16 protein-coding genes and 1 riboswitch are annotated in these 20,355 nt (G+C 40.3%); of the genes, 7 read left to right on the top strand and 9 right to left on the bottom strand.

What is annotated here, in order from left to right; translation table 11 throughout:
* Positions 1–97 precede the first annotated feature (97 nt).
* The gene (locus AAEU30_RS04245; RefSeq protein ID WP_421959453.1) at positions 98–3,277 is read right to left on the bottom strand and encodes an efflux RND transporter permease subunit; all 3,180 of its coding nucleotides are present in this window, start codon (positions 3,275–3,277) and stop codon (positions 98–100) included.
* Positions 3,278–3,280: 3 nt separating this feature from the next.
* A complete protein-coding gene (locus AAEU30_RS04240; RefSeq protein ID WP_421959452.1) occupies positions 3,281–4,453 on the bottom strand; it encodes an efflux RND transporter periplasmic adaptor subunit in 1,173 nt (390 codons plus the stop codon).
* A 126-nt stretch (positions 4,454–4,579) separates the two neighbouring features.
* Here AAEU30_RS04240 and AAEU30_RS04235 point away from each other — a divergent pair, with 126 nt between their 5' ends.
* Positions 4,580–4,843 (top strand): YkgJ family cysteine cluster protein, encoded by a 264-nt coding sequence (locus tag AAEU30_RS04235; protein ID WP_421959451.1) that lies wholly within the window; start codon positions 4,580–4,582, stop codon positions 4,841–4,843.
* Between the two features lie 68 nt (positions 4,844–4,911).
* Here the strand turns inward: AAEU30_RS04235 and AAEU30_RS04230 are convergent, their stop codons facing one another.
* Positions 4,912–6,768 carry a TonB-dependent receptor plug domain-containing protein gene (locus AAEU30_RS04230; protein WP_421959450.1) on the bottom strand — a complete coding sequence of 619 codons (1,857 nt, stop codon included), beginning with the start codon at positions 6,766–6,768 and terminating at the stop codon, positions 4,912–4,914.
* Positions 6,769–6,924: 156 nt separating this feature from the next.
* Here AAEU30_RS04230 and AAEU30_RS04225 point away from each other — a divergent pair, with 156 nt between their 5' ends.
* A complete protein-coding gene (locus AAEU30_RS04225) occupies positions 6,925–7,425 on the top strand; it encodes a peptide-methionine (S)-S-oxide reductase (protein WP_421959449.1) in 501 nt (166 codons plus the stop codon).
* Between the two features lie 62 nt (positions 7,426–7,487).
* Here the strand turns inward: AAEU30_RS04225 and AAEU30_RS04220 are convergent, their stop codons facing one another.
* From AAEU30_RS04220 to AAEU30_RS04205, 4 genes are all read right to left on the bottom strand, one after another.
* Positions 7,488–8,036, bottom strand: coding sequence for a DUF4136 domain-containing protein (locus tag AAEU30_RS04220; RefSeq protein ID WP_290208661.1), 549 nt, complete (start codon positions 8,034–8,036; stop codon positions 7,488–7,490).
* Positions 8,037–8,203: 167 nt separating this feature from the next.
* The gene (locus AAEU30_RS04215; protein ID WP_421959448.1) at positions 8,204–10,981 is read right to left on the bottom strand and encodes an Mks condensin complex protein MksF; all 2,778 of its coding nucleotides are present in this window, start codon (positions 10,979–10,981) and stop codon (positions 8,204–8,206) included.
* Positions 10,981–11,526 carry a condensin complex protein MksE gene (locus AAEU30_RS04210; protein WP_087531640.1) on the bottom strand — a complete coding sequence of 182 codons (546 nt, stop codon included), beginning with the start codon at positions 11,524–11,526 and terminating at the stop codon, positions 10,981–10,983. Before AAEU30_RS04210 ends, AAEU30_RS04215 begins: the two co-directional genes overlap by 1 nt.
* Before the next feature lie 5 nt (positions 11,527–11,531).
* Positions 11,532–12,812: an MksB family condensin complex protein gene (locus AAEU30_RS04205; protein WP_290208656.1), complete on the bottom strand. Its 1,281-nt coding sequence runs from the start codon at positions 12,810–12,812 to the stop codon at positions 11,532–11,534.
* 162 nt (positions 12,813–12,974) lie between these two features.
* Here AAEU30_RS04205 and nhaD point away from each other — a divergent pair, with 162 nt between their 5' ends.
* Positions 12,975–14,222: a sodium:proton antiporter NhaD gene (gene nhaD, locus AAEU30_RS04200; RefSeq protein WP_421959596.1), complete on the top strand. Its 1,248-nt coding sequence runs from the start codon at positions 12,975–12,977 to the stop codon at positions 14,220–14,222.
* A 114-nt stretch (positions 14,223–14,336) separates the two neighbouring features.
* A riboswitch (Lysine riboswitch) is annotated at positions 14,337–14,508 on the top strand.
* Positions 14,509–14,583: 75 nt separating this feature from the next.
* Entirely contained in the window at positions 14,584–15,984 is a 1,401-nt protein-coding gene (lysC, locus tag AAEU30_RS04195) for a lysine-sensitive aspartokinase 3 (protein ID WP_421959447.1), read from the top strand.
* Here lysC and AAEU30_RS04190 read toward each other — a convergent pair.
* The gene (locus AAEU30_RS04190) at positions 15,958–16,707 is read right to left on the bottom strand and encodes a 4'-phosphopantetheinyl transferase family protein (RefSeq protein WP_421959446.1); all 750 of its coding nucleotides are present in this window, start codon (positions 16,705–16,707) and stop codon (positions 15,958–15,960) included. The genes lysC and AAEU30_RS04190 overlap by 27 nt on opposite strands.
* Before the next feature lie 153 nt (positions 16,708–16,860).
* Between AAEU30_RS04190 and AAEU30_RS04185 the strand changes: the two genes are divergently transcribed.
* From AAEU30_RS04185 to AAEU30_RS04175, 3 genes are all read left to right on the top strand, one after another.
* Complete coding sequence (locus tag AAEU30_RS04185; RefSeq protein ID WP_421959445.1) at positions 16,861–18,183, top strand: sodium-dependent transporter; 1,323 nt, start codon at positions 16,861–16,863, stop codon at positions 18,181–18,183.
* An 82-nt stretch (positions 18,184–18,265) separates the two neighbouring features.
* Positions 18,266–18,670, top strand: a complete 405-nt coding sequence (locus AAEU30_RS04180) for a biotin/lipoyl-containing protein (protein ID WP_421959444.1) — start codon at positions 18,266–18,268, stop codon at positions 18,668–18,670.
* Positions 18,671–18,675: 5 nt separating this feature from the next.
* Complete coding sequence (locus tag AAEU30_RS04175) at positions 18,676–19,155, top strand: zinc-ribbon domain containing protein (RefSeq protein ID WP_421959443.1); 480 nt, start codon at positions 18,676–18,678, stop codon at positions 19,153–19,155.
* Positions 19,156–19,350: 195 nt separating this feature from the next.
* On the opposite strand, the gene AAEU30_RS04170 is transcribed toward AAEU30_RS04175, so the two are convergent.
* On the bottom strand, positions 19,351–20,073 hold the full coding sequence (locus tag AAEU30_RS04170; protein WP_421959442.1) for a hypothetical protein: 723 nt from the start codon (positions 20,071–20,073) through the stop codon (positions 19,351–19,353).
* Between the last annotated feature and the right edge of the window lie 282 nt (positions 20,074–20,355).

Genomic DNA, 20,355 nt, shown 5'->3' with positions numbered 1-20,355 from the left:
TGTTGCACTTATGTGTTCAGTTTGTTTGTTTTTTATTTTTTGCAATAAAAAGCCCGAGTTGTAAACAGCTCGGGCTTGATGGTTGGGATAACAAATTTTATAACGCTGAATGACTGACTTTCGTATCTTCCTGGTTATTAATTGGCGCACCATCTATCAGTGCTTCTTTACCACGTAATTTACGTATCACTCGCTTCATATCTTCTAGTGCAACATATTGACATGGAATTAAAATTAACGTGATAACAGTGGCAAATAGCACACCAAAGGCCAGTGATACCGCCATTGGGATAACTATTTTAGCTTGTAAGCTAGTTTCCATAATAATAGGCAGTACACCGATAAAGGTGGTGATAGAGGTCAGTAAGATTGCTCTAAAACGGCGTGCACCCGCTTGCATAACGGCGTCTTTTATTGCGACGCCTTCTGCGCGTGCTTTATTAACAAAATCAACCATAACAAGTGAATCATTCACCACAACACCTGCAACAGCGATAATACCGAAGATTGATAGGCCACTCATAGTCATGCCTAAAATCATGTGACCAAACATGGCACCAATGACACCAAATGGGATCACAGACATAATAATAAAGGGTTGTGAATATGAGCGAAGCGGTATTGCTAATAATGCAAATATAATCATCATAGACAGAGCAAAATCACGTACTTGTTCTGCAACACTGTCCATTTCTTCTTGAATTCGTCCTGCAACACTACTTTGCACACCAGGGTAGTTTTTCAGTAAGGCAGGTAAGTATTCATCACGAATCTCTTGTGCAATCGCGAACGGCTCAACTTTATCCGTATTGATTGCGGCCCATACGTTGACCGTACGTTTTGAATTTTCGCGGCGTATCCGGTTAACACCATCTACTAGGCTGACAGTGGCGACTTCAGTGAGCGGAACCTCAACACCACTCGGTGTAATGATACGTACGCTTTGTATATCGCTAATTGAATTACGCGCTTCTTGAGGGTAGCGGATCATCACTTTGACTTCTTCGCCATCACGTAATATACGTTGCGCTTCTAAGCCGTAGTAACTAAAGCTTACTTGTGATGCAACATCAGCAAGAGTTAGGCCCATGCTGTAAGCCAGTGGTTTTAAGTCAAGTTGAACTTCGTCAGTAGCACTTTGCATTGAGTCATTCACATCACCAACACCTTCCATGCTGTTTAACTTTTGTTTTAGTTGAGCTGCTACTGCTTTAAGCTGCTTTGCATCTTTACCTTCAAGGCGGAAGCTAATATCACCATCGTCACGGCCGCCATTCATAATGCTGTCTTCAATTGTGAGTGTTTTAACACCTGGAAGAGGTGGCATCTGCTCGCGCCAAAGTGCGCTTAGTGCAAAGGTATCAATAGGGCGTAAATCAGGCTCAATAAGCACAGCCATCAAACTGGCATTTGTACGACCGCGAAGACTTACTGATAAATCACGTACCATCGCTGTGCCATATTGTTCTTTCAGTTGTTGATCAACTTTTAAGATAACGTCTTCTATTTTTTTAGCAGTTTCTAATGTTGCTTGCTCGGAAGAAGCTAAGTTCATTTCTACTGAAATTCGAGGAAAATCATGAGGGATTTTCGGGTTAGCTACAAATTTGACTAAGCCACCGGCAAACATACCGCCACTAACAATAAGCACACACACAAAACCAATGATGACGGTATAACGATAGTGAATACAACGTGCAATAAACGGCGTGTAATAGTTATCGACAAACCGTTTTAAGCCACCATCCATCACCTTACGTAAGCGATGTAATGGATTTTTAGGATTAGGTTTACGATCTTTCATTGCTGCTAAGTGAGCTGGGAGGATTAACTTTGATTCAATCAAAGAAAAAATTAAGCATAAAATAATTACACCACCGATGGCTTTAGAAAATGCAGCGCCAGGACCTGTTGCTAACGTTTGCGGTAAAAACGCGGCAATTGTTGTTAATACACCAAAAGTGGCCGGCATAGCGACACGCTTTACGCCGCGAACAACGTTATCGAGTGAGTGGCCGTGTTTTTCAATTTCAGCGCTAGCTGACTCACCAACAACAATGGCATCATCTACCACTATCCCTAGTACTAAAATAAATGCAAACAGTGATGCCAAATTGATCGTGACGTCTAAAAAGCCCATTGGCATCATTAAAAAAGCACCTAGGAAGGATACAGGTAAGCCCATCATCACCCAAAACGCTAAGCGTAGTGGTAAAAACAAAGCTAAAACAACCATCACTAAAATGCCACCCCACACCATGTTGTCGATCATCATATCTAAGCGACCTTCAAGGTAGTAAGTTAAATCAACAATAGGTGAGAGTTTTACACCAGCAGGCAGCTGATCTTTTTTATCGGCTAGGTACTGCTTTAATACTTTAGCTACTTTTGTGATGTCTTGATCTTTTGATGCATTAACTTCAAAGGAGAGGGAGTTTTTACCGTTATATTTTGAATATTGTAAGCCTTCTTCAAAGGCATCATTAATTGTTGCAACATCCCCTAAAAAAATCTGGGCACCATCAGGGAGAAGTATTAGTGGCAGTTTTTCAAACTCGTTGCCACGATAGGCTTGTTTTTCTACACGCATAGAAATATAGCCATTGTCAGAACGGATTTGTCCTGCTGACATATTCGCTGAAAAGGCACGCACAGCATTTGAAATATCTCTAAAAGTTAGTCCGTATTCGCGTAGTTTATCTGGGCTGACTTCAATACCAATTTCGTAATTTAAACCACCATTAAACTCAACAAGGTTTATTTGCGGTAACGCTTGTAGCTCATCTTTAATATTATTGCCAAGCTCTTTTAGCTGGTAGTTACTCATGTCACCATACAGCGCGAGTATCATCACTTCTTGTTCAAATTTGTCATGGCGAACAATAGGGCGTTCCATGTCTGCAGGAAAAGTATTGATTGAATCAACCTGCATTTTAATTTCGTCGAGTACTTCTTTAGTATCGTATTTCTCGTCTATTTCAATCCATGCTTGAGAATAGCCTCGGTTAGAATAGGTAATTTTACGCTTTAAGCCTTCGAGCCCTTCAATCGCTTCTTCGACCTTGATTGTGATACCTTCTTCTACCTCTTGAGGCGCAGCCCCAGGGTAGACAGCTTGTACACTGATCCAGTTGTTTTCAAATTGTGGAAACATCTGTTTGCGAATTGAAAACGCAGTTAAGATGCCGCCAACTAAGATAAAAATCATCATTAAATTGGCTGCAACAGGGTTGCGGGCAAACCAGGCTATTAGCCCTTTTTCACTATGAATGGTCATGGCTTACTCCTCTTTTAACGCAAGCTGCGTTGCGCCTGAAGGAGCAGGGCTATCGTTAAGTTTGACTTGCATGCCTTCGGTTGGAAATTCCAGTGCAGAAGTAATTAATTGCTGGCCTTCATTTAAGCCGGCATCGGCTATTATCATACCGTTTTGTTCACGCACAATATTGAGTGTTTTAAACGAGAGCGTTAGGTCATCGTTGAGTACTGCAATTTTATTATCTTTTACTAAATGATGTGGTACTACAATGGCATTATCTAATGAGCGCCCTGAAATGGTGGCATTTATATACGAGCCAAAGCGAAGCGGTTGTTTGCTGGCATACGGTGTTTTAACTTGCGCGACTAAATAGCTCATGCGGCTTGTTTGATCAATCACGCCTTCACTGCGCACAACGCTAGCCTGCCAAGTGGTAGGTTTACCTGCAAACTCGGCATTAATCGTTACTGTTGCACCGATCCCGCCATTTGTTAAGTATTGCAGTTCTTTGTCGGCAACAGGCAAGCGGATTTCAGCAATAGATGTTGAGCTTAGTTCACCAAATTTACTACCAAGGCTGACTACACTGCCAAGGCTTATATCCCGCGCTGAAATAATGGCATCATACGGGGCTTTAATATAGGTGCGTTCTAAATTACGGCTGGCGCGTTTTTCACTTGCTTGTGCTGCGTGATAGCGAGCCAGCTTTTCAGCCAGCTGAGGCTTGCGTAAATAGAGGTTAGAAGGGATCAGTTCGTTTGAATCATCTTTAATACGATCCCACTCAGCTTGTGCAACATGGGCTTGCGCTCGTTCAATTTCAAGCGCTGAACTTGCTTGCGCTAAGCCTGCTTGCGCTTCAATGAGTGCAGCTTCATAATCATTTGGGTCAATTCGTGCTAGAATGTCGCCTTGCTTAACAAATCCACCTTGAACAAATTGCTCAGAGACATACACGACTTGTCCTGCAACTTGAGCAACTAACTGTGTATGGTCTTTTGCTTTAACTACACCATACGATTTTACATCAAGGGTGATGGCATCAAGGTGAACTACATCAGCGGAGACTAAAGGGCGAGTATCTTGTTCTGGTTTTTCTTCTGGTGGCTGTTTCATTGATGAGAAACCAGCTGCCAAGGCGATGCCGCCAACCAGTACGGCAATAGGTAGAATTATTTGTTTTTTAGTAGCCACAAGGCTTTCCTCATAATTGGGTGACATGATAAGCATAATAAATAAAGTATTTACAAGTCGTATGAAGATGTAACAAAGCATTACATAAGTAACAAAGTGTCGGTAATAGGTAATCTAGGGGTAAAAATGAATACACAATCAATGACGTGCAGGTTAGGCTGCGGGGCGTGTTGTATAGCGCCGAGTATAAGCTCTCCAATCCCAGGAATGCCTCAGGGGAAAAAAGCTGGTGAACGTTGTATTCAATTAGATAACAATAACTTGTGTAAACTTTTTGGTGATGAAAGCCGACCAAAAGTGTGCAGCGACTTTAGTGCGACTATTGATGTGTGCGGTACGACTAATGCCCAAGCGTTACAATTAATAACCGAATTAGAGCAAATGACCTAGGCTTTTACTGTTGTGTAGTTATAAAAAAGCCGCGTTCCGAACGCGGCTTTTGACATATCTTTTTTATCTTACCAACTATAAGTCGCACTTAAAGTATATTGTTCACCGCGACCTGGTGTACCAGGGATTTCTTCAAACGATTCACCCCATAAATTATCAGCAGCAAGCGTGATAAATAAATTATCAAACCCTGTTGGTGTGACTTTTAAGGTTAAGTGGGTAAAAAGCGCTGAGTCATCGCCACTGCGTAATGCATTTTCATGCTGCTTACGCCATTCATTATCAACACGAAACTCTAACATGTCAGTAGGTGTCCACACTGCGCCGAGTGTTATACGATGATCTGGAAAGTTAAGTGCATAAAAACTGGCATCAATTTCTTCTGCACCATATGTCTCTGATTTATGCAGGTAAGTATAACTTGTAATCAATTCAACAGTATCGAATTGTTTAGTTGCTAAAAGTTCGATGCCAGACGTATCAATATCTACCGGGTTTGCAGCACGGGCATACACAGAGTCAAAGCTGTAAGTCCAGTCTGTTAAGTTGTCATCTTGTCGATAAAACAAAGCAGAATTTAATTGCCAAGTTTGCTGTTCAAGTAACAAACCAAACTCTAAATTTTGCGTGGTTTCGCGCTCTAAATTATAATTACTTCTAAATAAGCCGCCTGATTCACTGCCGCCAATCGCCGTATAGCCTGCCACTTGGCTTGCTTGCGCAAACGATAGATAAATAGTGCGCTCTGTTCCATCACTATTTACTGTGTTCCAGTTTATATCACCCATTAACGAAAGCTCAGAGTCATCTCTATTGGTATCATCATAGGTAGCACCTAAACGAACGGTTAGTAACTGATTGTTGGCAATGGCTGTTTGGTATTCAGGTAATACACTTAGCTTATAATAATTACGCGAGGTAAAGTTATTTTCAAGGGTGGTTGATTCTATTGAGTCTTCAATAAATTGAGCCGAGTAGTTTAAAGCAAAGGATTGATTTTGAGCATGGCGTCCTGAAAAACCAATCGATTTAACTTCGGTCTCATGAAAAGCCTCAAAGGCGCTAGGGTTTTCACGAGAATATATATAATGATCGTTATTCTTACGATAATAAGCCGATACTTCAAATGAGCTATCAGCGGCATAGTTTTGCTGATGATTAACCAAAAACAGTTCAGTGTCTAAGTCTTCGGTTTCATTTACCCCAAAAGGGGTGTACATATTTGGCCAGCCAAAAAACTTTTGCTGTGAGCCATAAAAAATATCAGTTTGTGATTGCGGGCCAGTTAATTGTACTCGTCCTGAGGCGCGACTAAAGTCATGATCGCCATACTCTATTGTTCCGTCACTTTGTGAGTGCGAATATTCACCTTGAAAGCCTAACTGCCAATCGTTCATCCCTTGAAGAGGAGTACTAATGCCTGCATTGACACTTTGTAGATTAAAGTCGTTATTACCAACGCCTAAAGAGGCACTGCCGCCAGTATTGATTGGTGTCCACCCAAAAGCAACCGTTCCTACTGAGCTATTCATGCCATTGAACGCATTATCAACCCCAGTAAAAATTTTAGCACCACTAAGCATTTGTGGGGCAATAGGGATTTCAGCAAAGTAGTGACCCGATTGTGGGTCGAATAAAGTGACGCTACCAACACTAAAACCAGTATTTTCAAAAATGCCGCCACGTATTGTGACATCGGCTTGTGCCTCAGCCATATTACGTGATTGTAAATCAACCCGTGGATCATATTCTAAATTAGACACTGGAGCATCAAATGTACCCACAGGGAGTTGGTTTGCTGTGGCAGAGGCACGCACTGTTATTTGTTCAATATCATCGGTATTATTTGTATTATCTGAGGCCAATGTCAGTGTTGAAAAACTACATAACACGGCAGGAATTGCTAGGTGTACAGTTTTGATCACGTTAAAATCTCTTTGTGCTTTTTATATTTGTTTGATTACTCGCCATTCTAGTTTTATTACGTAGTGAATGGGCGTCATAAATAGGGCGCTATTGTATCTGATTGAGAGAAAATTGCATTTGATAATCATTCATGTCTATTCACATAGGTTTAATATATGAACACATTACATAACACCAATTTAGAAACCGTTTATTTTGCTGGCGGCTGCTTGTGGGGAGTGCAAGAGTTTATTAAGCATTTACCTGGTGTCGTGGGTACAGAAGCTGGGCGTGCGAATGGCACTAGTAATAATACAATTGGTGAATATGACGGCTATGCTGAATGTGTGAGAGTGGTTTTTGATGCCGCTAAAGTTGAGCTCAACAGTTTAATAGAATACTTTTTTGAAATTATCGACCCTTACAGTATTAACAAGCAAGGCGATGATATTGGTCCGAAGTACCGCACAGCCATCTATAGTAAACAGCAAACACACCTAACCATAGCGCAAGATTATATCAACCAACGTGATGATGCCGCTAAAGTCGTAGTAGAAGTGCAACCATTAATAAACTACGTTGCAAGCGATCCCGAGCATCAAGACCGCTTAACTAACTTCCCCGATGATTACTGCCATATACCGCATGATCTTTTGTATAAGTATAAAATGGATTAAATTTGTTCAGATACAAAAAAGCCCACTAAAAAGTGAGCTTTTTAAAAATTAATTATAGCAGTTTATTGTGCAAGCTTTTCTGGTGGAAAACCACTTAGAATAGTCGCAACAGCTTGTTGAACAGCTTTGTTACGCTGTTCAGGCGTTTGTTTTTTCTGTAAGCGACCTTCACGAGCACCGCGCCAAACAAGCTGATTAGAGGCACGATCAACAACATCAATAACTAAAGTACCTACATCATATTCATGGGTTGTTGTTTGTGTGTTATAACCCATACCCCAGTAATTCCAACGTGCGCCATAACCTACCTTAAATGTATCAACATCAACTTTAGTATCAACAGAGGCATGATAGTTAATTAATACATCTGCTGAGGCTTCGTCGGCAGGTGTCATACCGTGTGCTTGTAATTGTGTATTTACCGCTTCACGCACACGTTTTTCCATCAATGGGCTGATTTGATAATTATCAGCGTTAGCCAAAGTCGCTTGTGGAAACCAAGCAAACGTTTTGTAGTTACCAAAGTCCACAGATTTGTCGTAATCAATATCAGGGGTTTTTGCACAGGCTGCAAGTAGTAATACAGCAGCTGCAATTAATATATTTTTCATGGAGTTTGCTCCTGGCAAATTTAATGACTATTCGTTGGATAACATAACATAGAATGAATTCAAGGAAATGTTATTTTTGCCTGTAATTTGTATAAACGATACGTACTAATCAGTTTAGTCGTCCTTGACTGAATGAAATATTAATTTATAGAAATGTCGCTCTGGTCTTATTCATGCTCTACTTCAATCCAATCTTTTTCGTCTACCCAGTTTTGCGCACCATCTTTTACTGAGCGAATAGGCACTATGTAGTCGCAGCTTACTTGTGGTTTAACTGAAGCAAAAATTGGCACGAAGCCAAAGCTTAAGGCGGTTTCAATAATTGCCTTTTGGTTTTGCGGATCAATATCGGCCGCTTCATCGATATAAATAGGTATACGGTAAAGGTTTTGTTCTTGGTCGCTTAATAAATAACGAATAAACAGCATGCCGCATAATAGTTTAATGGTTATACGAGTACCGTTTGAGCCTGCTGAATCAATTTTATCAAAGTGTTCAGTCTCACCGGCACGATTAACCACTTCAAAGCGAATATCAAATAAGTCGGTTAGGGTTAAACCTGCTTTATCAGAAGCCAGTTGAATCAAGTGATCTTTTGCCTCGTTCACTGCGCTTTCGCTGTAAGGTTCTTGGCTTAATAAATCAAGGGTGTCGCCTTGCTCAAACTGATTGGAAGTGCTGATGATCGTATCAATACTATCAACCAACATTTTGCGCGGTATTACGTTAATTTTAAACGCTTGTAGGTTTGATATACGGTGCTGACTTATGCCTTTATTAAAGCTATTCATTTCACGGCGCAAGCGGTCTAAGTCTTCACGCAAGCCTTTAATGGTTGCCGCAACTTCGGTCAGTGCAACACGAGCTTGGCGCTCAACTGCATCACGTTCGTTATCAATATTATGAAATGCACTAATCAATTTTTGGTATTTAGTAAACTCATCGTTTTCGTTATCAAACTTAGTAATGCCTGCATTATAAATGTGCAGATAGGTATTTCGAACGTTGATATCAAAATTACGCAGCTCTTGGCAGTCTTTATTAAAGTGATGCACTAAATCGCTCAAGTTATCAAAGTCGATTTGAATATCAATCATATAAGGGGTGACTTTACCACTGTATAAATCAAGGGTATGGTCGATTCGCTCAGATTTAACTTGGCGCAGGCGATCAGCTTGGCGTGATATCAGCTCCTTTTTAGATTTAATAATCGAGCGTCTGTCTGCAATTGAACCGCTATTTTTTTGAATATCTTGTAAGTAGTCATCAACCTGATCGCGCTCGGCGACTAACTGCTCTTTTAGCATGGCTTGAGCGTCAATTGACTGCAACATTACCTCATATTGCTCAAAGCGTTTTAGTGCGCTCTCAAGGCTCATTAACTCATCATATAAGGCATCTTTTTCTTTTTGCTTATCAGCCACATTAGCCGCTACTTCACGCTGCTGTTTAAATTCTTTTAATGAATTTTCAAGGGCGCTTAGCTGTGCTGTAAGTTGCTCTTTATTCTCACCTGTTTGCATTTGCACAACAGAGAGCTTTTTCAATTTAATGGTCGCGCCGGGTAGGGTAAGTACGCCGCCTTTTACGTTATCAGATAATTGCGCTAAAAATTCGCCAAAGACATCTTCATCGCTAATATCAATATCGCCACTGCTGGTGGTCGCAAACGAGAGGATATCAGGGTTTAATATACGTGAAATTTCTTCCACTTCTTTAAGCGATAAATCCTCACGCATTCGGGTGAACAAATTAAATTCAAGGTTTTTAAGTTGCAGTTTTAAACTTTTAATTTGTTTTTGGGTTTCGCTGATACGGTAATCAAGCGTATGTAAACTTTGCCCTTGTGCACTATTTATTGAATGTGACAGCGACTCGTAATCCTGTTTTAACTGACTAAGGCTCACTTTTAGCGTTGCCATATTAACCAGTTCAAACTCAGCTTTTAATGCATTAAAGTCTAAAAACCATTGTTCAATTTGGGTCTGCTTACGTTCTATATCACGCGATTGCTGCACATAGAGCTGCTGCTTTTGCTCAAACTCGTGTTTTTCGTGCTCAATGTCCTCAAGGGCAACATTAAGCTCGCTCAATTGTGCCTCTTGGTACGTATCAAAATCTACTAATGCTTGGTCAATCTTTGGTGCATATGCAGCCAATTTCCCTTTAAGCACGGTTTGATTTTCAAGCATTGACTCAAGTGCACTGATTGGCTCTTGCATTGATTCAAGGGCTTTTAACTCTCGCTTAGCCCGATTCACTTTATCAAATGAGCGACGCCATACTTCATAAAAATCGACTTTTGAGTTAGACATATGACGCTCAAACACCCGCAGCATAAAGCGTTTAACATCTGCAGCGCCGAGCTTATGTAAGTTTAAGATCCGGCGGAATATCTCTTTATAAATTGCTGAATCTTGCACATTGTTCAGTGGGATCATTTTTAAGTTAATGTCGCCATCAAATGGTGTTGCTCCACCTGTAAGCAGGGCGTTTAGTTCTTGTGCTTTAAGTTCAATAGGGTTAAAACCTTGCTCTTTTAAGTGATTAAACAGCTTAGTGAACTTAATGATGGTTTTACCTTGAGTGTATTGCTCAAGCTCCAGCTTGCCTTGATAACAAAAAAACTGATGGGCGTAACCGGCAATTTTCCCAAGACCCGCAACACCGATGACCACAGGGCCTTGCGGTAAGTTTGCTTCGAGTAAAATGTAAGATTGATCAGATGAAAAATAAAACTTACGGGTTTCATCTAAATCATGGCCATCCCATTCGGTAAGGCGCAAATCGTTGATCAGTGGAAATTGCAGGGCATTGATTACTGAGCTTTTACCCGTGTTATTAGGGGCACAAATGGAGCTACTTTTATCAAGCGGGATAACACACTTGGCATAACCTGCGGTGTTTAAAAGCGCCAGTTTACTGAGGCCGTAAAGATTTTTCATTATTCGTCCTCACCTAGGTAGGTTTCTTCGTTAACTTCCATTAATGCATCGATATAACGATAAACAGGGGCTTGCAACATAAAGCCACCTTCAACTTCACGAGCTAGGCCTAAGCGAATCATACGTAAGTACACATCTTTACGTAAATCTGAGCCTGAAAAAATCTCGAGCTGATCAAACAAGTGTTTGTTCATTTGCACTAAGGTTTGCATCAACTCTAAATCGTTTACTTCATCAAATAGTGCACGCATCGGGTCTTTACCCGTATTAGCGTAGTGTTCAATTAATATGTAAACAGTGAGTGCAATGGCACGGGAGATTTTGCCCATGTTTGGCGTGCTTTCGTCGCTGGCAAAATAATAAAAGCCGCGGCTATCGTGTTGTAAGTCATGGCCGAGTGAACTAAATAGCGCGCTGTATTGCTCAATGTGTTGATCAAGCTCTTGCCACATTAAGGTGTCTTGTTCACTAATGTGATAACCCGTTACCAGTTTTTTATTGATGGCTTGTAGGTGGGTTAATTCATGTAAATTAATTTGTGTCATAGAGGTTACTCATTCCCTGTTTGGTTATGCTTGGGATCAACAGGCTTTGTATTAAATGGAAAGAGTGAAAAGTGTTGTCCGGCGATTTTAACCCGCATTTTTTCATCGCTTTGACTGATTTCAATATCAGTATCGCTAACGAGTTTTTGATATAAAAACAGCATTTCGTCGGCTTCGAGTTCTGGGTAACTTTCTCCAAGAAAAGTTAATAGAGGCTCTGGCTTTTTACGTTTAGCATTAAAACGCTTTTTAAAGCTGGTTTTAACATTGTTATAATCTGGAATATTCGGTGTCACATATGCTGGCACATCTTGTTGGTCAGGCAATTCATATTCACTGTGTTCAAACTCCACTAAGCCAGCCATATAAGCCACCATGTGGCGTTGTTGACCCAGTGAAAAACGTTGTGCGTCAGAAACAAAATGCGGTTGCACACTGCTTAGCATGTTGTCTACGCCATTTTTACGAATTAAGCCAAGTACTTTCGCTGCTTGGCGGGTGATCATATTATTACGACGCAGCTCTTCGCGCAGAGGCATAAGCATATCGGCACTTTTACGTAAGCTCTCGCGTCCAACAAGGTGCATTTCTAAAATACGCGTACGCAATTGTTCAAGCATACGTTTATCTTGGTACGCTTTACCGGAGCGCTCTATATGCACTATTTGCGTACTTATCTGCTCTTCAATGGTGCTAAAACAAGCATGAAAGTCACCACGAATATCAACCATTTCGAGCATGGGTTCGATGTATTCGTCAAAGGCTTCAATGACTGCTTTGTAGCGTTTTTGCAACGATTGCACCGCGTTATTCGCTTTTGCTTGCTCCACAATATTTAAAATCGCGTTTTCGTTATGAGCAAACAGCTTCATTATTTTACGTACCCGGTCATCCATAATGCGACTAAAGCGGCGTAATTCATCGTAGTCTTCAATTTCACCAGCATTGGCTAAGCGGTTGCCTAAGCGTGCTAAATCTTCAACTAAAACACTGATTTCTTGCGCAAGCCCCAAATGTTCTTCTTGCAATAAAAAGGTCGCAAAATCAGCAATAGCACGGTTAATCTCAAGCTGAGACGATTTTGCTAATGGAATAATAATATCTTGATTTAAAAGTCGGTTGGTTTCTTTGTAAATACGCTCGTTTGACCAAGTTGGTTGTTTTTGTTTGATCGCATTTTGTACGTCTTTTAAGCTAAAATCAGCCATTTTAAATCGTTTAAATAATAGTTCTAGCATTCCCCAGTGCTCGGTTAGGGTATTTAGTAACTTTTTAGCTGGGATCATAACGCTCCAGTAAATCTCTTTTTGGGCTGTATCAGCGATTAGTAATAAAATAGGTAATTGGCAATAGTTTTACAAAGCCTTTGGTGCTAGACTGCGCGCCGTGTCACATAAGTGACATCAAGAATGCAATTTTTACATTTTTCTAAAGGTTGTTCAAATACCATGGTAACGTCAATTATCCTAACCCTGATAACGCTGGCATTCGTGCTCATCGTTATAGAGGATATTATCCATGTAAACAAGGCCAAAACTACGCTTTTCTTTGGCACTTTATGCTGGATTATCTTATTTATCTCGCCGCTTAACGGGCAAAGCCCCGAAAATATACAACATCAACTTGATCACAATATTTTAGAGATTGCCACACTATGGTTGTTTTTAATGGCTGCAATGACTTTTGTTGCCTATTTGAACTCCAAAGGTTTTATCCAAAATATTGTGCACAGAGTGATGCCAAGTGCCATTAGCGAACGTAAGCTGATGTTTTTAATTGGTGGCTTTTCCTTCTTATTTTCGTCGATATCAGACAACATTACCGCTACGCTTATCTCACTTGCAGTCGTGATGTCGTTAAAACTCGATCCGAAAAAGCTCATTAAATACGCTACGTTAATTGTTTTTAGTGTGAACTCTGGTGGGGTGTCACTCATAACCGGTGATGTAACGACCTTGATGATTTTCCTCGATGGTAAAGTCAGCATAGCAAACTTGCTATTGCTTATTGTGCCAGCACTTTCAAGTGTTGCACTGTTGGCAATTATGCTGTCGTTTGGCTTAAATGGTGCTGTTGAGTTTACCAAACAAGAAGAGCGTCGCATTGAAAAAACCGATATCACTATCGCGGTTATTTTCTTATCAACCATTATGGCTACATTAACGCTTAGCGTGCTTTACCATGTACCGCCGTTGTTGACCTTTTTGTTTGGTTTGTCACTGATGTTTTTAACTGCACAGTTTTTAATGCGCAAAAAAGACGTAAACAAAAAAATCATCGATTACATTCGCGAAATAGAATACGACACTTTGCTATTTTTTGTTGGTGTGCTGTTACTCGTTGGTGCATTAAAAGAAGTGGGTATGCTTAGTAAGTTCACTAACTTATATGAGCTAATGCCTGCGCAATATGCAAATTACCTCATGGGTATTCTATCAGCTGCGGTTGATAACGTGCCGCTAACAGCTGCATTGTTAAAAGCCGATATCATAATGAGCCCGCAGCAGTGGCTGTCGTTTACCTATGCCACAGGTGTGGGTGGGTCTATGCTTATTATAGGTTCGGCCGCGGGTATTATTGCCATGAGTAAAGTAAAAGCGCTGACCTTTATGAGCTATTTACGTATGTCGGTTTATTTATTAATTGCTTATACGGTAGGTTATGTTGGCTCTTATGTTGCCGGGAGTTTTATTTAATCGTACGAGATTTAATAAAACAACTTGACAGCTAGACGTCTAAACGATAACTTTCAAAGCCCGCTTTATAGCGGGCTTTGTTATTTTAGCCACTAATTTAAAGTAGTTAATCTAACATTCAGAAGAGGTGCGATATTTAGGTACTTAATGTGAAGCGACGTTTGCTTTTGATCATTAAGGAGGGAAATACTCGCCGAGAAGAACAACTGACGTCACAGTGGTTTTTCGGTTTATGGGGCTGAATCCTCAAAACTGTCACCAATTTAGGTGGAGAGCTTCTGGCAGTGGACTTTTCTTATCAAGCACCCCCTTGCCAAGTTCTTCTTGTATTATCGTGGTTAATGCCACAACAGGAGACGACATGAATACCCAAGTAGTTACAAATAACACGCAACAATTAAGCAATGCAAAATCAGATTACGTTGTCGCTAAATTTGGTGGTACAAGCGTAGCTAATTTTGACGCTATGAGCCGTTGTAGTGAAATTATTGTAGCTGATAACACAGTGCGCGTTGTGGCTGTGAGTGCCAGCGCAGGTGTAACAAATCACCTCGTTGCTTTATGCAAAAAAGACTTAACTGCCCAAGAGCGTAGCGAACACATTAATGGTGTGATTGCTATTCAAGACGCCATTTTAAATGAACTGTCGCTTGATGCTGATTTAGCGCATGGTTTTACTGAAACAATTAAAGCGTTTAAATCGCTTGCCAGTGAAACGCTTAAATCTAAGCAACAACACGATGAATTATTAAGCTTTGGTGAGCGTTTATCGTCGTATTTATTTACCCAAGTATTACGCCTAAATGGTTTAGATGCGGTGCGTTTTGATGTACGCCAAGTATTAAAAACTGATAGCCAATTCTCAAAAGCAACGCCAGATGTAGAAGCAACTGCAATGGCGGCAAAAGCGCATTTAATTCCATTACTAAAAGAACATGTTGTTGTTACTCAAGGTTTTATTGGTAGTGATGCCCATGGGCAAACAACTACCCTTGGCCGTGGTGGTTCAGATTACAGCGCAGCGTTATTAGCAGAGGCTGTCAACGCGAAAAGTGTACATATTTGGACAGACGTTGTGGGTATTTTTAGCACCGATCCGCGTTTGTGCGTAAAAGCCACACCGATTGCCCGTTTAAGCTTTGATGAAGCGGCAGAAATGGCCACCTTTGGCGCAAAGGTATTGCACCCAGCAACAATTTTACCAGCCAGTAGAAGCCACATTAGTGTGTTTGTAGGTTCAAGCCGAGAGCCTGAGCGTGGTGGTACGTGGATCGAACGTGAAAAATCTCAAGTGCCAGGTATTCGTGCTGTTACGCAACGTAAAAACCAAATTTTGTTAACCCTAAAAAGCCCTGAAATGCTTTTAGCCAGTGGTTTCTTAGCGCGCGTATTTACTATATTGAGTGAGTTTAATATCTCAGTTGATTTAGTGACAACCTCTGAAATCAGTGTGGCAATTACACTTGATAATGCACCGAATGCGTCTCGCCCTGAGCTTGATCAAGATTGTTTAGATAAACTTGCTGAATTTTGCCATGTATCGGTTGAAAATAACCTAACGCTGGTGGCGCTCATTGGCTCTGAAATTCAGCTGCGCCAACAAGAAGTAAACTTAATGAATGTGCTTAGCGACTTTAACATTCGTTTAATTTGCCACGGTGCGAGCAAACACAATTTATGCTTTTTAGTTGAACAAGCTGAATCAGATTTAGTTGTTCAAGCTATCCATAGCCGTTTACTTGAGTTCGAAAGCGCTGCTTAATTGCTGTAAGTCAGTGATATAAAAGCACTGCCAGTCAGTGCTTTTTTTATTCACGATAGATATGTCAAAGCCTTCAAATATTGTGCTTTTAGCATTTAAATTAGCCGTTGCGAGCTCGGTGAAAACATGTGGACTGAGAAGTTGAGCAATAGGGCGGCTAGTCGCTTTGGCGAGTGCTTCTTTTAAGGTCCAAATCCTAAAAAAACGCTGGGCAGCACATTGCTCGGTTTGGGTTATTAAGTCGACTTCTTGTTGATGATAAAAATGCTTAGCTAGTTTTGCAAACGGGCGTTTTAAGCTTACCTTCTCAATATCAAATCCAAACTCGACCCGCTCAATATTGAGCGCCGCACCAACAAAACCGTTTGAATGAGATAAACAACTACTCAAAACGGTATTGGTATTTTTGATGTGCAATAAAAGTTTGCTGCTTTGCTCATCAAATTCAGAGCTAATGTGATGAGCGGGTGTATCGGCAAATTCAGTAAAACAGTGTTTAACTAAAAATTTAAGCAGTAAACGTGTGGCGAGATACTCTTGTTTTGCTTTACTGCTTTTTCTACGTTCAATAACAGCTTGCTCAAATGGGCTGAGTAAATTATCTAATGCGAAATCAGCAAAGTTAATAGACTCTGCGTTCAACAATAAAAGGCTTTGTGCATTAATCTCAGAGGCATTAAATGGGTTTACAGTCAGGTACTGATCAAAGTATTGGTTAAGCATAAAGTCCAGGTGGCTAGCAGTGAAAATATAAAAGCTGGGTATAAAGTGCGCATTTACTAATGGTCTGTGCCAGCATTGACAAATTTATTACTCAGTCGCTGTGAAATATGGTTTAATTCACAATAATGAAAAATAATAACAGATAGTAGATGTATGGCACAATTGCGTGATGGTTTTCAAAGCCGCCTTGGTTTTGTTTTAGCGGCTTCTGGTGCTGCGGTTGGTTTAGGTAATATTTGGGGCTTTCCTACACAAGCGGCGAATCACGGTGGTGGTGCGTTCTTACTGGTTTATTTTATTGTTATATTTCTTTTGGCTGTGCCTGCTTTATACACCGAGCTGTATTTAGGGCACCAAGCACAAGCGAATCCGGTTAAAGCGCTGAAAAACGCGTGGCAAGATCAAGCACCCAAAGTGGGTGCGGCTGCGGGCTATTTAGGCCTAGCAGGCGCTATAGTGATGCTAAGTTTTTACTCGATTGTAGCAGGGTGGATGCTGGCCTATGCATTGGAACCCATAACTACCTTTTTCGGTTTTACAGATATAAGTAATTTTTTACAAACAGATTCAATGGCGCGAAATTTTGTATTTACGCCGCTGATGCTCATCTTGACTGCCAGCATTATTTTAAAAGGGGTTAAATCGGGCATTGAAACTTGGTCTCGTCGTTTGATGCCAATGTTGTTAGTTTTATTAGTGGGTTTAATTGCCTACATTGCCACCCTCGATGGCGCAAGTGAAGGGTTTGCAGCTTACTTAGTGCCTAATTTTAGCCATATATTTGACCCAAACTTAATTATAGCGGCCATGGGGCAGGCATTCTTTTCATTGTCGCTCGGTGTCGGCTGTATGATGATTTACGGCTCGTATTTACAACCCGATGCTAACTTACCGCGCTTAACCGCTTCGGTGGCATTGCTTGATACTGGCGTGGCATTTTTAGCAGGTTTGTTGATTATTCCTGCTATTTATGTGGCGCAACACAACGGTGTACAAGTTTTTAGTGACGGTAAACTCATTGGTGAAGGCCAACTTATTTTTGCAATTTTACCAGAGCTATTTAATACCATGGGTGAAATAGGCTTAGTGGTAGGCTTACTGTTTTTTGTTTTGATGTCGATAGCATCATTAACCTCAACCATTTCATCGACCGAAATCCCCGTTGCATTTTTAGTTGAAAATCACCAAGTAGAACGCAAGTCAGCGACCTTTATTGTGAGTCTCACCGTACTGGCTGCCTCTTCATTAATCATCTTTAATTTTGATTGGTTATTTGGCTTAGTGATCATGGTACTTACCCAGTATCAATTACCATTAATGGGGCTATTTTACTTTGTTACGGTAGGTTGGTTATGGCGCCGTGGTAACCAACTGCACCAAGCAAGCAGTGGTTTTAAGTTTTGGTTTGCTCAGTATATCCGTTTTGTGTGCCCAATATTAATGACCGCCGTGTTTGCTAATGTAGCGTTTGGTTAATAGTTTAGCCGTCAGTCGTCAGTCGTCAGTCGTCAGTCGTCAGTTTTTTAGTTTTGAGGGTTAGTACATCCAAGGAGGGATTATGAATAGAGAAGTTAAAATACCGACTTTACCTGACTCGGTATCAACAGCAAAAATTACTAACCTTTATGTTAATGAAGGTAAATTAGCCTACGTAGACGATGTGTTATTTGATGTTGAAACAGACAAAGTCGTGTTAGAAGTGATGGCAGACTGTAATGGCATTATTGAGAATATAACGATTGCTAATGGCGATGCCGTTACTGGCGAGCAAGTTGTCATGACTATAAAACAGCTTGCCGACAGCGAGCTGCCAGCACGACCAACTGTTGAACAGCCTCAACCACGAGTAAGCGACTCAGAAGAAAACGCTACTGTTTCTCCTTGGTTAAGTAAGCTAAATAAAAGTTTGATTATTGCTCTAGCAGTAGGGGGATTGGCTATCCTTTATGTGCTTGGTAAATAGCTAACATGACTAAATATGTAAGCCACCCACTATATGGCAGCGAGCCAATTTCTTCTGGTAATAGCTATACTAAGCAAGAAATCGATAATGCCTATTGGCGCTATAAAAGTGTTCGCTACTTTCCAGAAACTGCAATCCCCGCTGCAACCAAAAAACAAAGTTACAGTGTATATCCAAGGAAACTCTATGTTGATATACAAGAGCAGTGTGTCGATTGTCACAGAACATTTATATTTTTTGCTATAGAGCAGCAATATTGGTTTGAACAATTAAAGTTTTGGATTGATGCACATGCAATCAAGTGCTGTGAATGCCGAAATAAAACCCGATCAATAAACCAACTGCAAATTAGCTATGCAAACTTAATTATTAAAGAGCATAGAACGCCTGAAAAAACGCAATTGCTCAAGTCTACAACGCAGCAACTGTTTGATTTAGGTGTTATCAACAAGGTAAATAAACTAAACGCTATTCGTAAAATGTAAGTATCAGTATTTAAGTGACCTAAGTGGTTGATTTATAACAGCCGATAAACAGGGCTTAACCAAACCTGATAGTCAGAAGTATGTTAATTGCAGACGTTGAGAAGTTTTAATGTCTGAAGTCAAGATTTGACCCCTTTGGCTTTACGCATGATGGGTGGTGTGGGGGCTGGAAGTTAGAGACCTCCGGCTACCCGATTATGTGTATTGTTCAAGTATGCCGTATAAGCCAACAAATCTCACATCTAAATGATCATTGTGTTTTAGAACTATTTCTAACTCATGCTTTTGATACATAATCGAATTGGCTTGCACAGAACCATTCCAAGATCTCATTAATAATATGGCAGAGCTTTCTACGTCTATTCCCCACCAACTCTCAACATATTTATTCAGAAAATTAACTAATGATTTTAAAGCAATAAGGGAATCTTCTGCTGAGTAATGCTCTGAATTGAGTGACATCTTAGTTATTTTGCACTTTTCATTTGAGTCATCATGAAGTGCTTTATGATAATAAGCAATTGTCTCATTACCAACAACAGTAGACACCTCCTGCTTTAAAGTTTTTACTTTCGGATGTACCAATGAATTACGTTGATCAATTAGCTTTTTAACAATCTGTGTTTCTTTTTCTCCACGAGGCAACGAATCGTCTTTATGCCATTGAAGAACAAAATCAAGTTTGTCTAAGGTCGAAAATTTATCAATTTTATCTTTGATTTTAGAGGTTACTTCGACCGATGTAAGAAATGAATTCGCAGCAGCTTCTAAAGCATAGTTAACAGATAAAATACTAGATTTTGCCAAGGTATTTTGCGTATTTTTATTACTCTCCGAAGATGCAAGTTCATATAGTAAAACTGCATCTGAGAAAATAGAAAAAAATGTATTATCCGTTATTTCTACTGAACGATTCATAAAACTCCGTGGTCTCATAACATTTTTAGTATTTATGCTATGGGAATTTGTTTTTATGGCCTAAGTGATATCAAAACAATTTCATTGGCGTGTCTATCGTAAGCAAGCTATCCCTGCGTCACTCAGCCTTTATTATGTGCTTATTAAACCGAATATTTAACCGTTAAGCAATGATGTTTTTCTTACACATAGTCGCGACTAGCCTGAGCCGTGGAGCAGGTTAACTCATTGATTTTATGCAGCAAGCAAGGTTGCTAACTCGTTCGCGCTATTCAATTTTCG

Source organism: Pseudoalteromonas mucoides (assembly GCF_049257175.1).
Taxonomy (GTDB): Bacteria; Pseudomonadota; Gammaproteobacteria; order Enterobacterales; family Alteromonadaceae; genus Pseudoalteromonas.
This window is presented reverse-complemented; position numbering and strand designations above follow the sequence as displayed.

What these genes read in the sequence shown, in the direction of transcription:
- AAEU30_RS04245 (WP_421959453.1), bottom strand. Translation starts at nt 3,277, where the DNA reads ATGACCATTCATAGTGAAAAAGGGCTAATAGCCTGGTTTGCCCGCAAC.
- AAEU30_RS04235 (WP_421959451.1), top strand. Translation starts at nt 4,580, where the DNA reads ATGAATACACAATCAATGACGTGCAGGTTAGGCTGCGGGGCGTGTTGT.
- AAEU30_RS04225 (WP_421959449.1), top strand. Translation starts at nt 6,925, where the DNA reads ATGAACACATTACATAACACCAATTTAGAAACCGTTTATTTTGCTGGC.
- AAEU30_RS04220 (WP_290208661.1), bottom strand. Translation starts at nt 8,036, where the DNA reads ATGAAAAATATATTAATTGCAGCTGCTGTATTACTACTTGCAGCCTGT.
- AAEU30_RS04215 (WP_421959448.1), bottom strand. Translation starts at nt 10,981, where the DNA reads ATGAAAAATCTTTACGGCCTCAGTAAACTGGCGCTTTTAAACACCGCA.
- AAEU30_RS04210 (WP_087531640.1), bottom strand. Translation starts at nt 11,526, where the DNA reads ATGACACAAATTAATTTACATGAATTAACCCACCTACAAGCCATCAAT.
- AAEU30_RS04205 (WP_290208656.1), bottom strand. Translation starts at nt 12,812, where the DNA reads ATGATCCCAGCTAAAAAGTTACTAAATACCCTAACCGAGCACTGGGGA.
- nhaD (WP_421959596.1), top strand. Translation starts at nt 12,975, where the DNA reads ATGGTAACGTCAATTATCCTAACCCTGATAACGCTGGCATTCGTGCTC.
- lysC (WP_421959447.1), top strand. Translation starts at nt 14,584, where the DNA reads ATGAATACCCAAGTAGTTACAAATAACACGCAACAATTAAGCAATGCA.
- AAEU30_RS04190 (WP_421959446.1), bottom strand. Translation starts at nt 16,707, where the DNA reads ATGCTTAACCAATACTTTGATCAGTACCTGACTGTAAACCCATTTAAT.
- AAEU30_RS04185 (WP_421959445.1), top strand. Translation starts at nt 16,861, where the DNA reads ATGGCACAATTGCGTGATGGTTTTCAAAGCCGCCTTGGTTTTGTTTTA.
- AAEU30_RS04180 (WP_421959444.1), top strand. Translation starts at nt 18,266, where the DNA reads ATGAATAGAGAAGTTAAAATACCGACTTTACCTGACTCGGTATCAACA.
- AAEU30_RS04175 (WP_421959443.1), top strand. Translation starts at nt 18,676, where the DNA reads ATGACTAAATATGTAAGCCACCCACTATATGGCAGCGAGCCAATTTCT.
- AAEU30_RS04170 (WP_421959442.1), bottom strand. Translation starts at nt 20,073, where the DNA reads ATGAATCGTTCAGTAGAAATAACGGATAATACATTTTTTTCTATTTTC.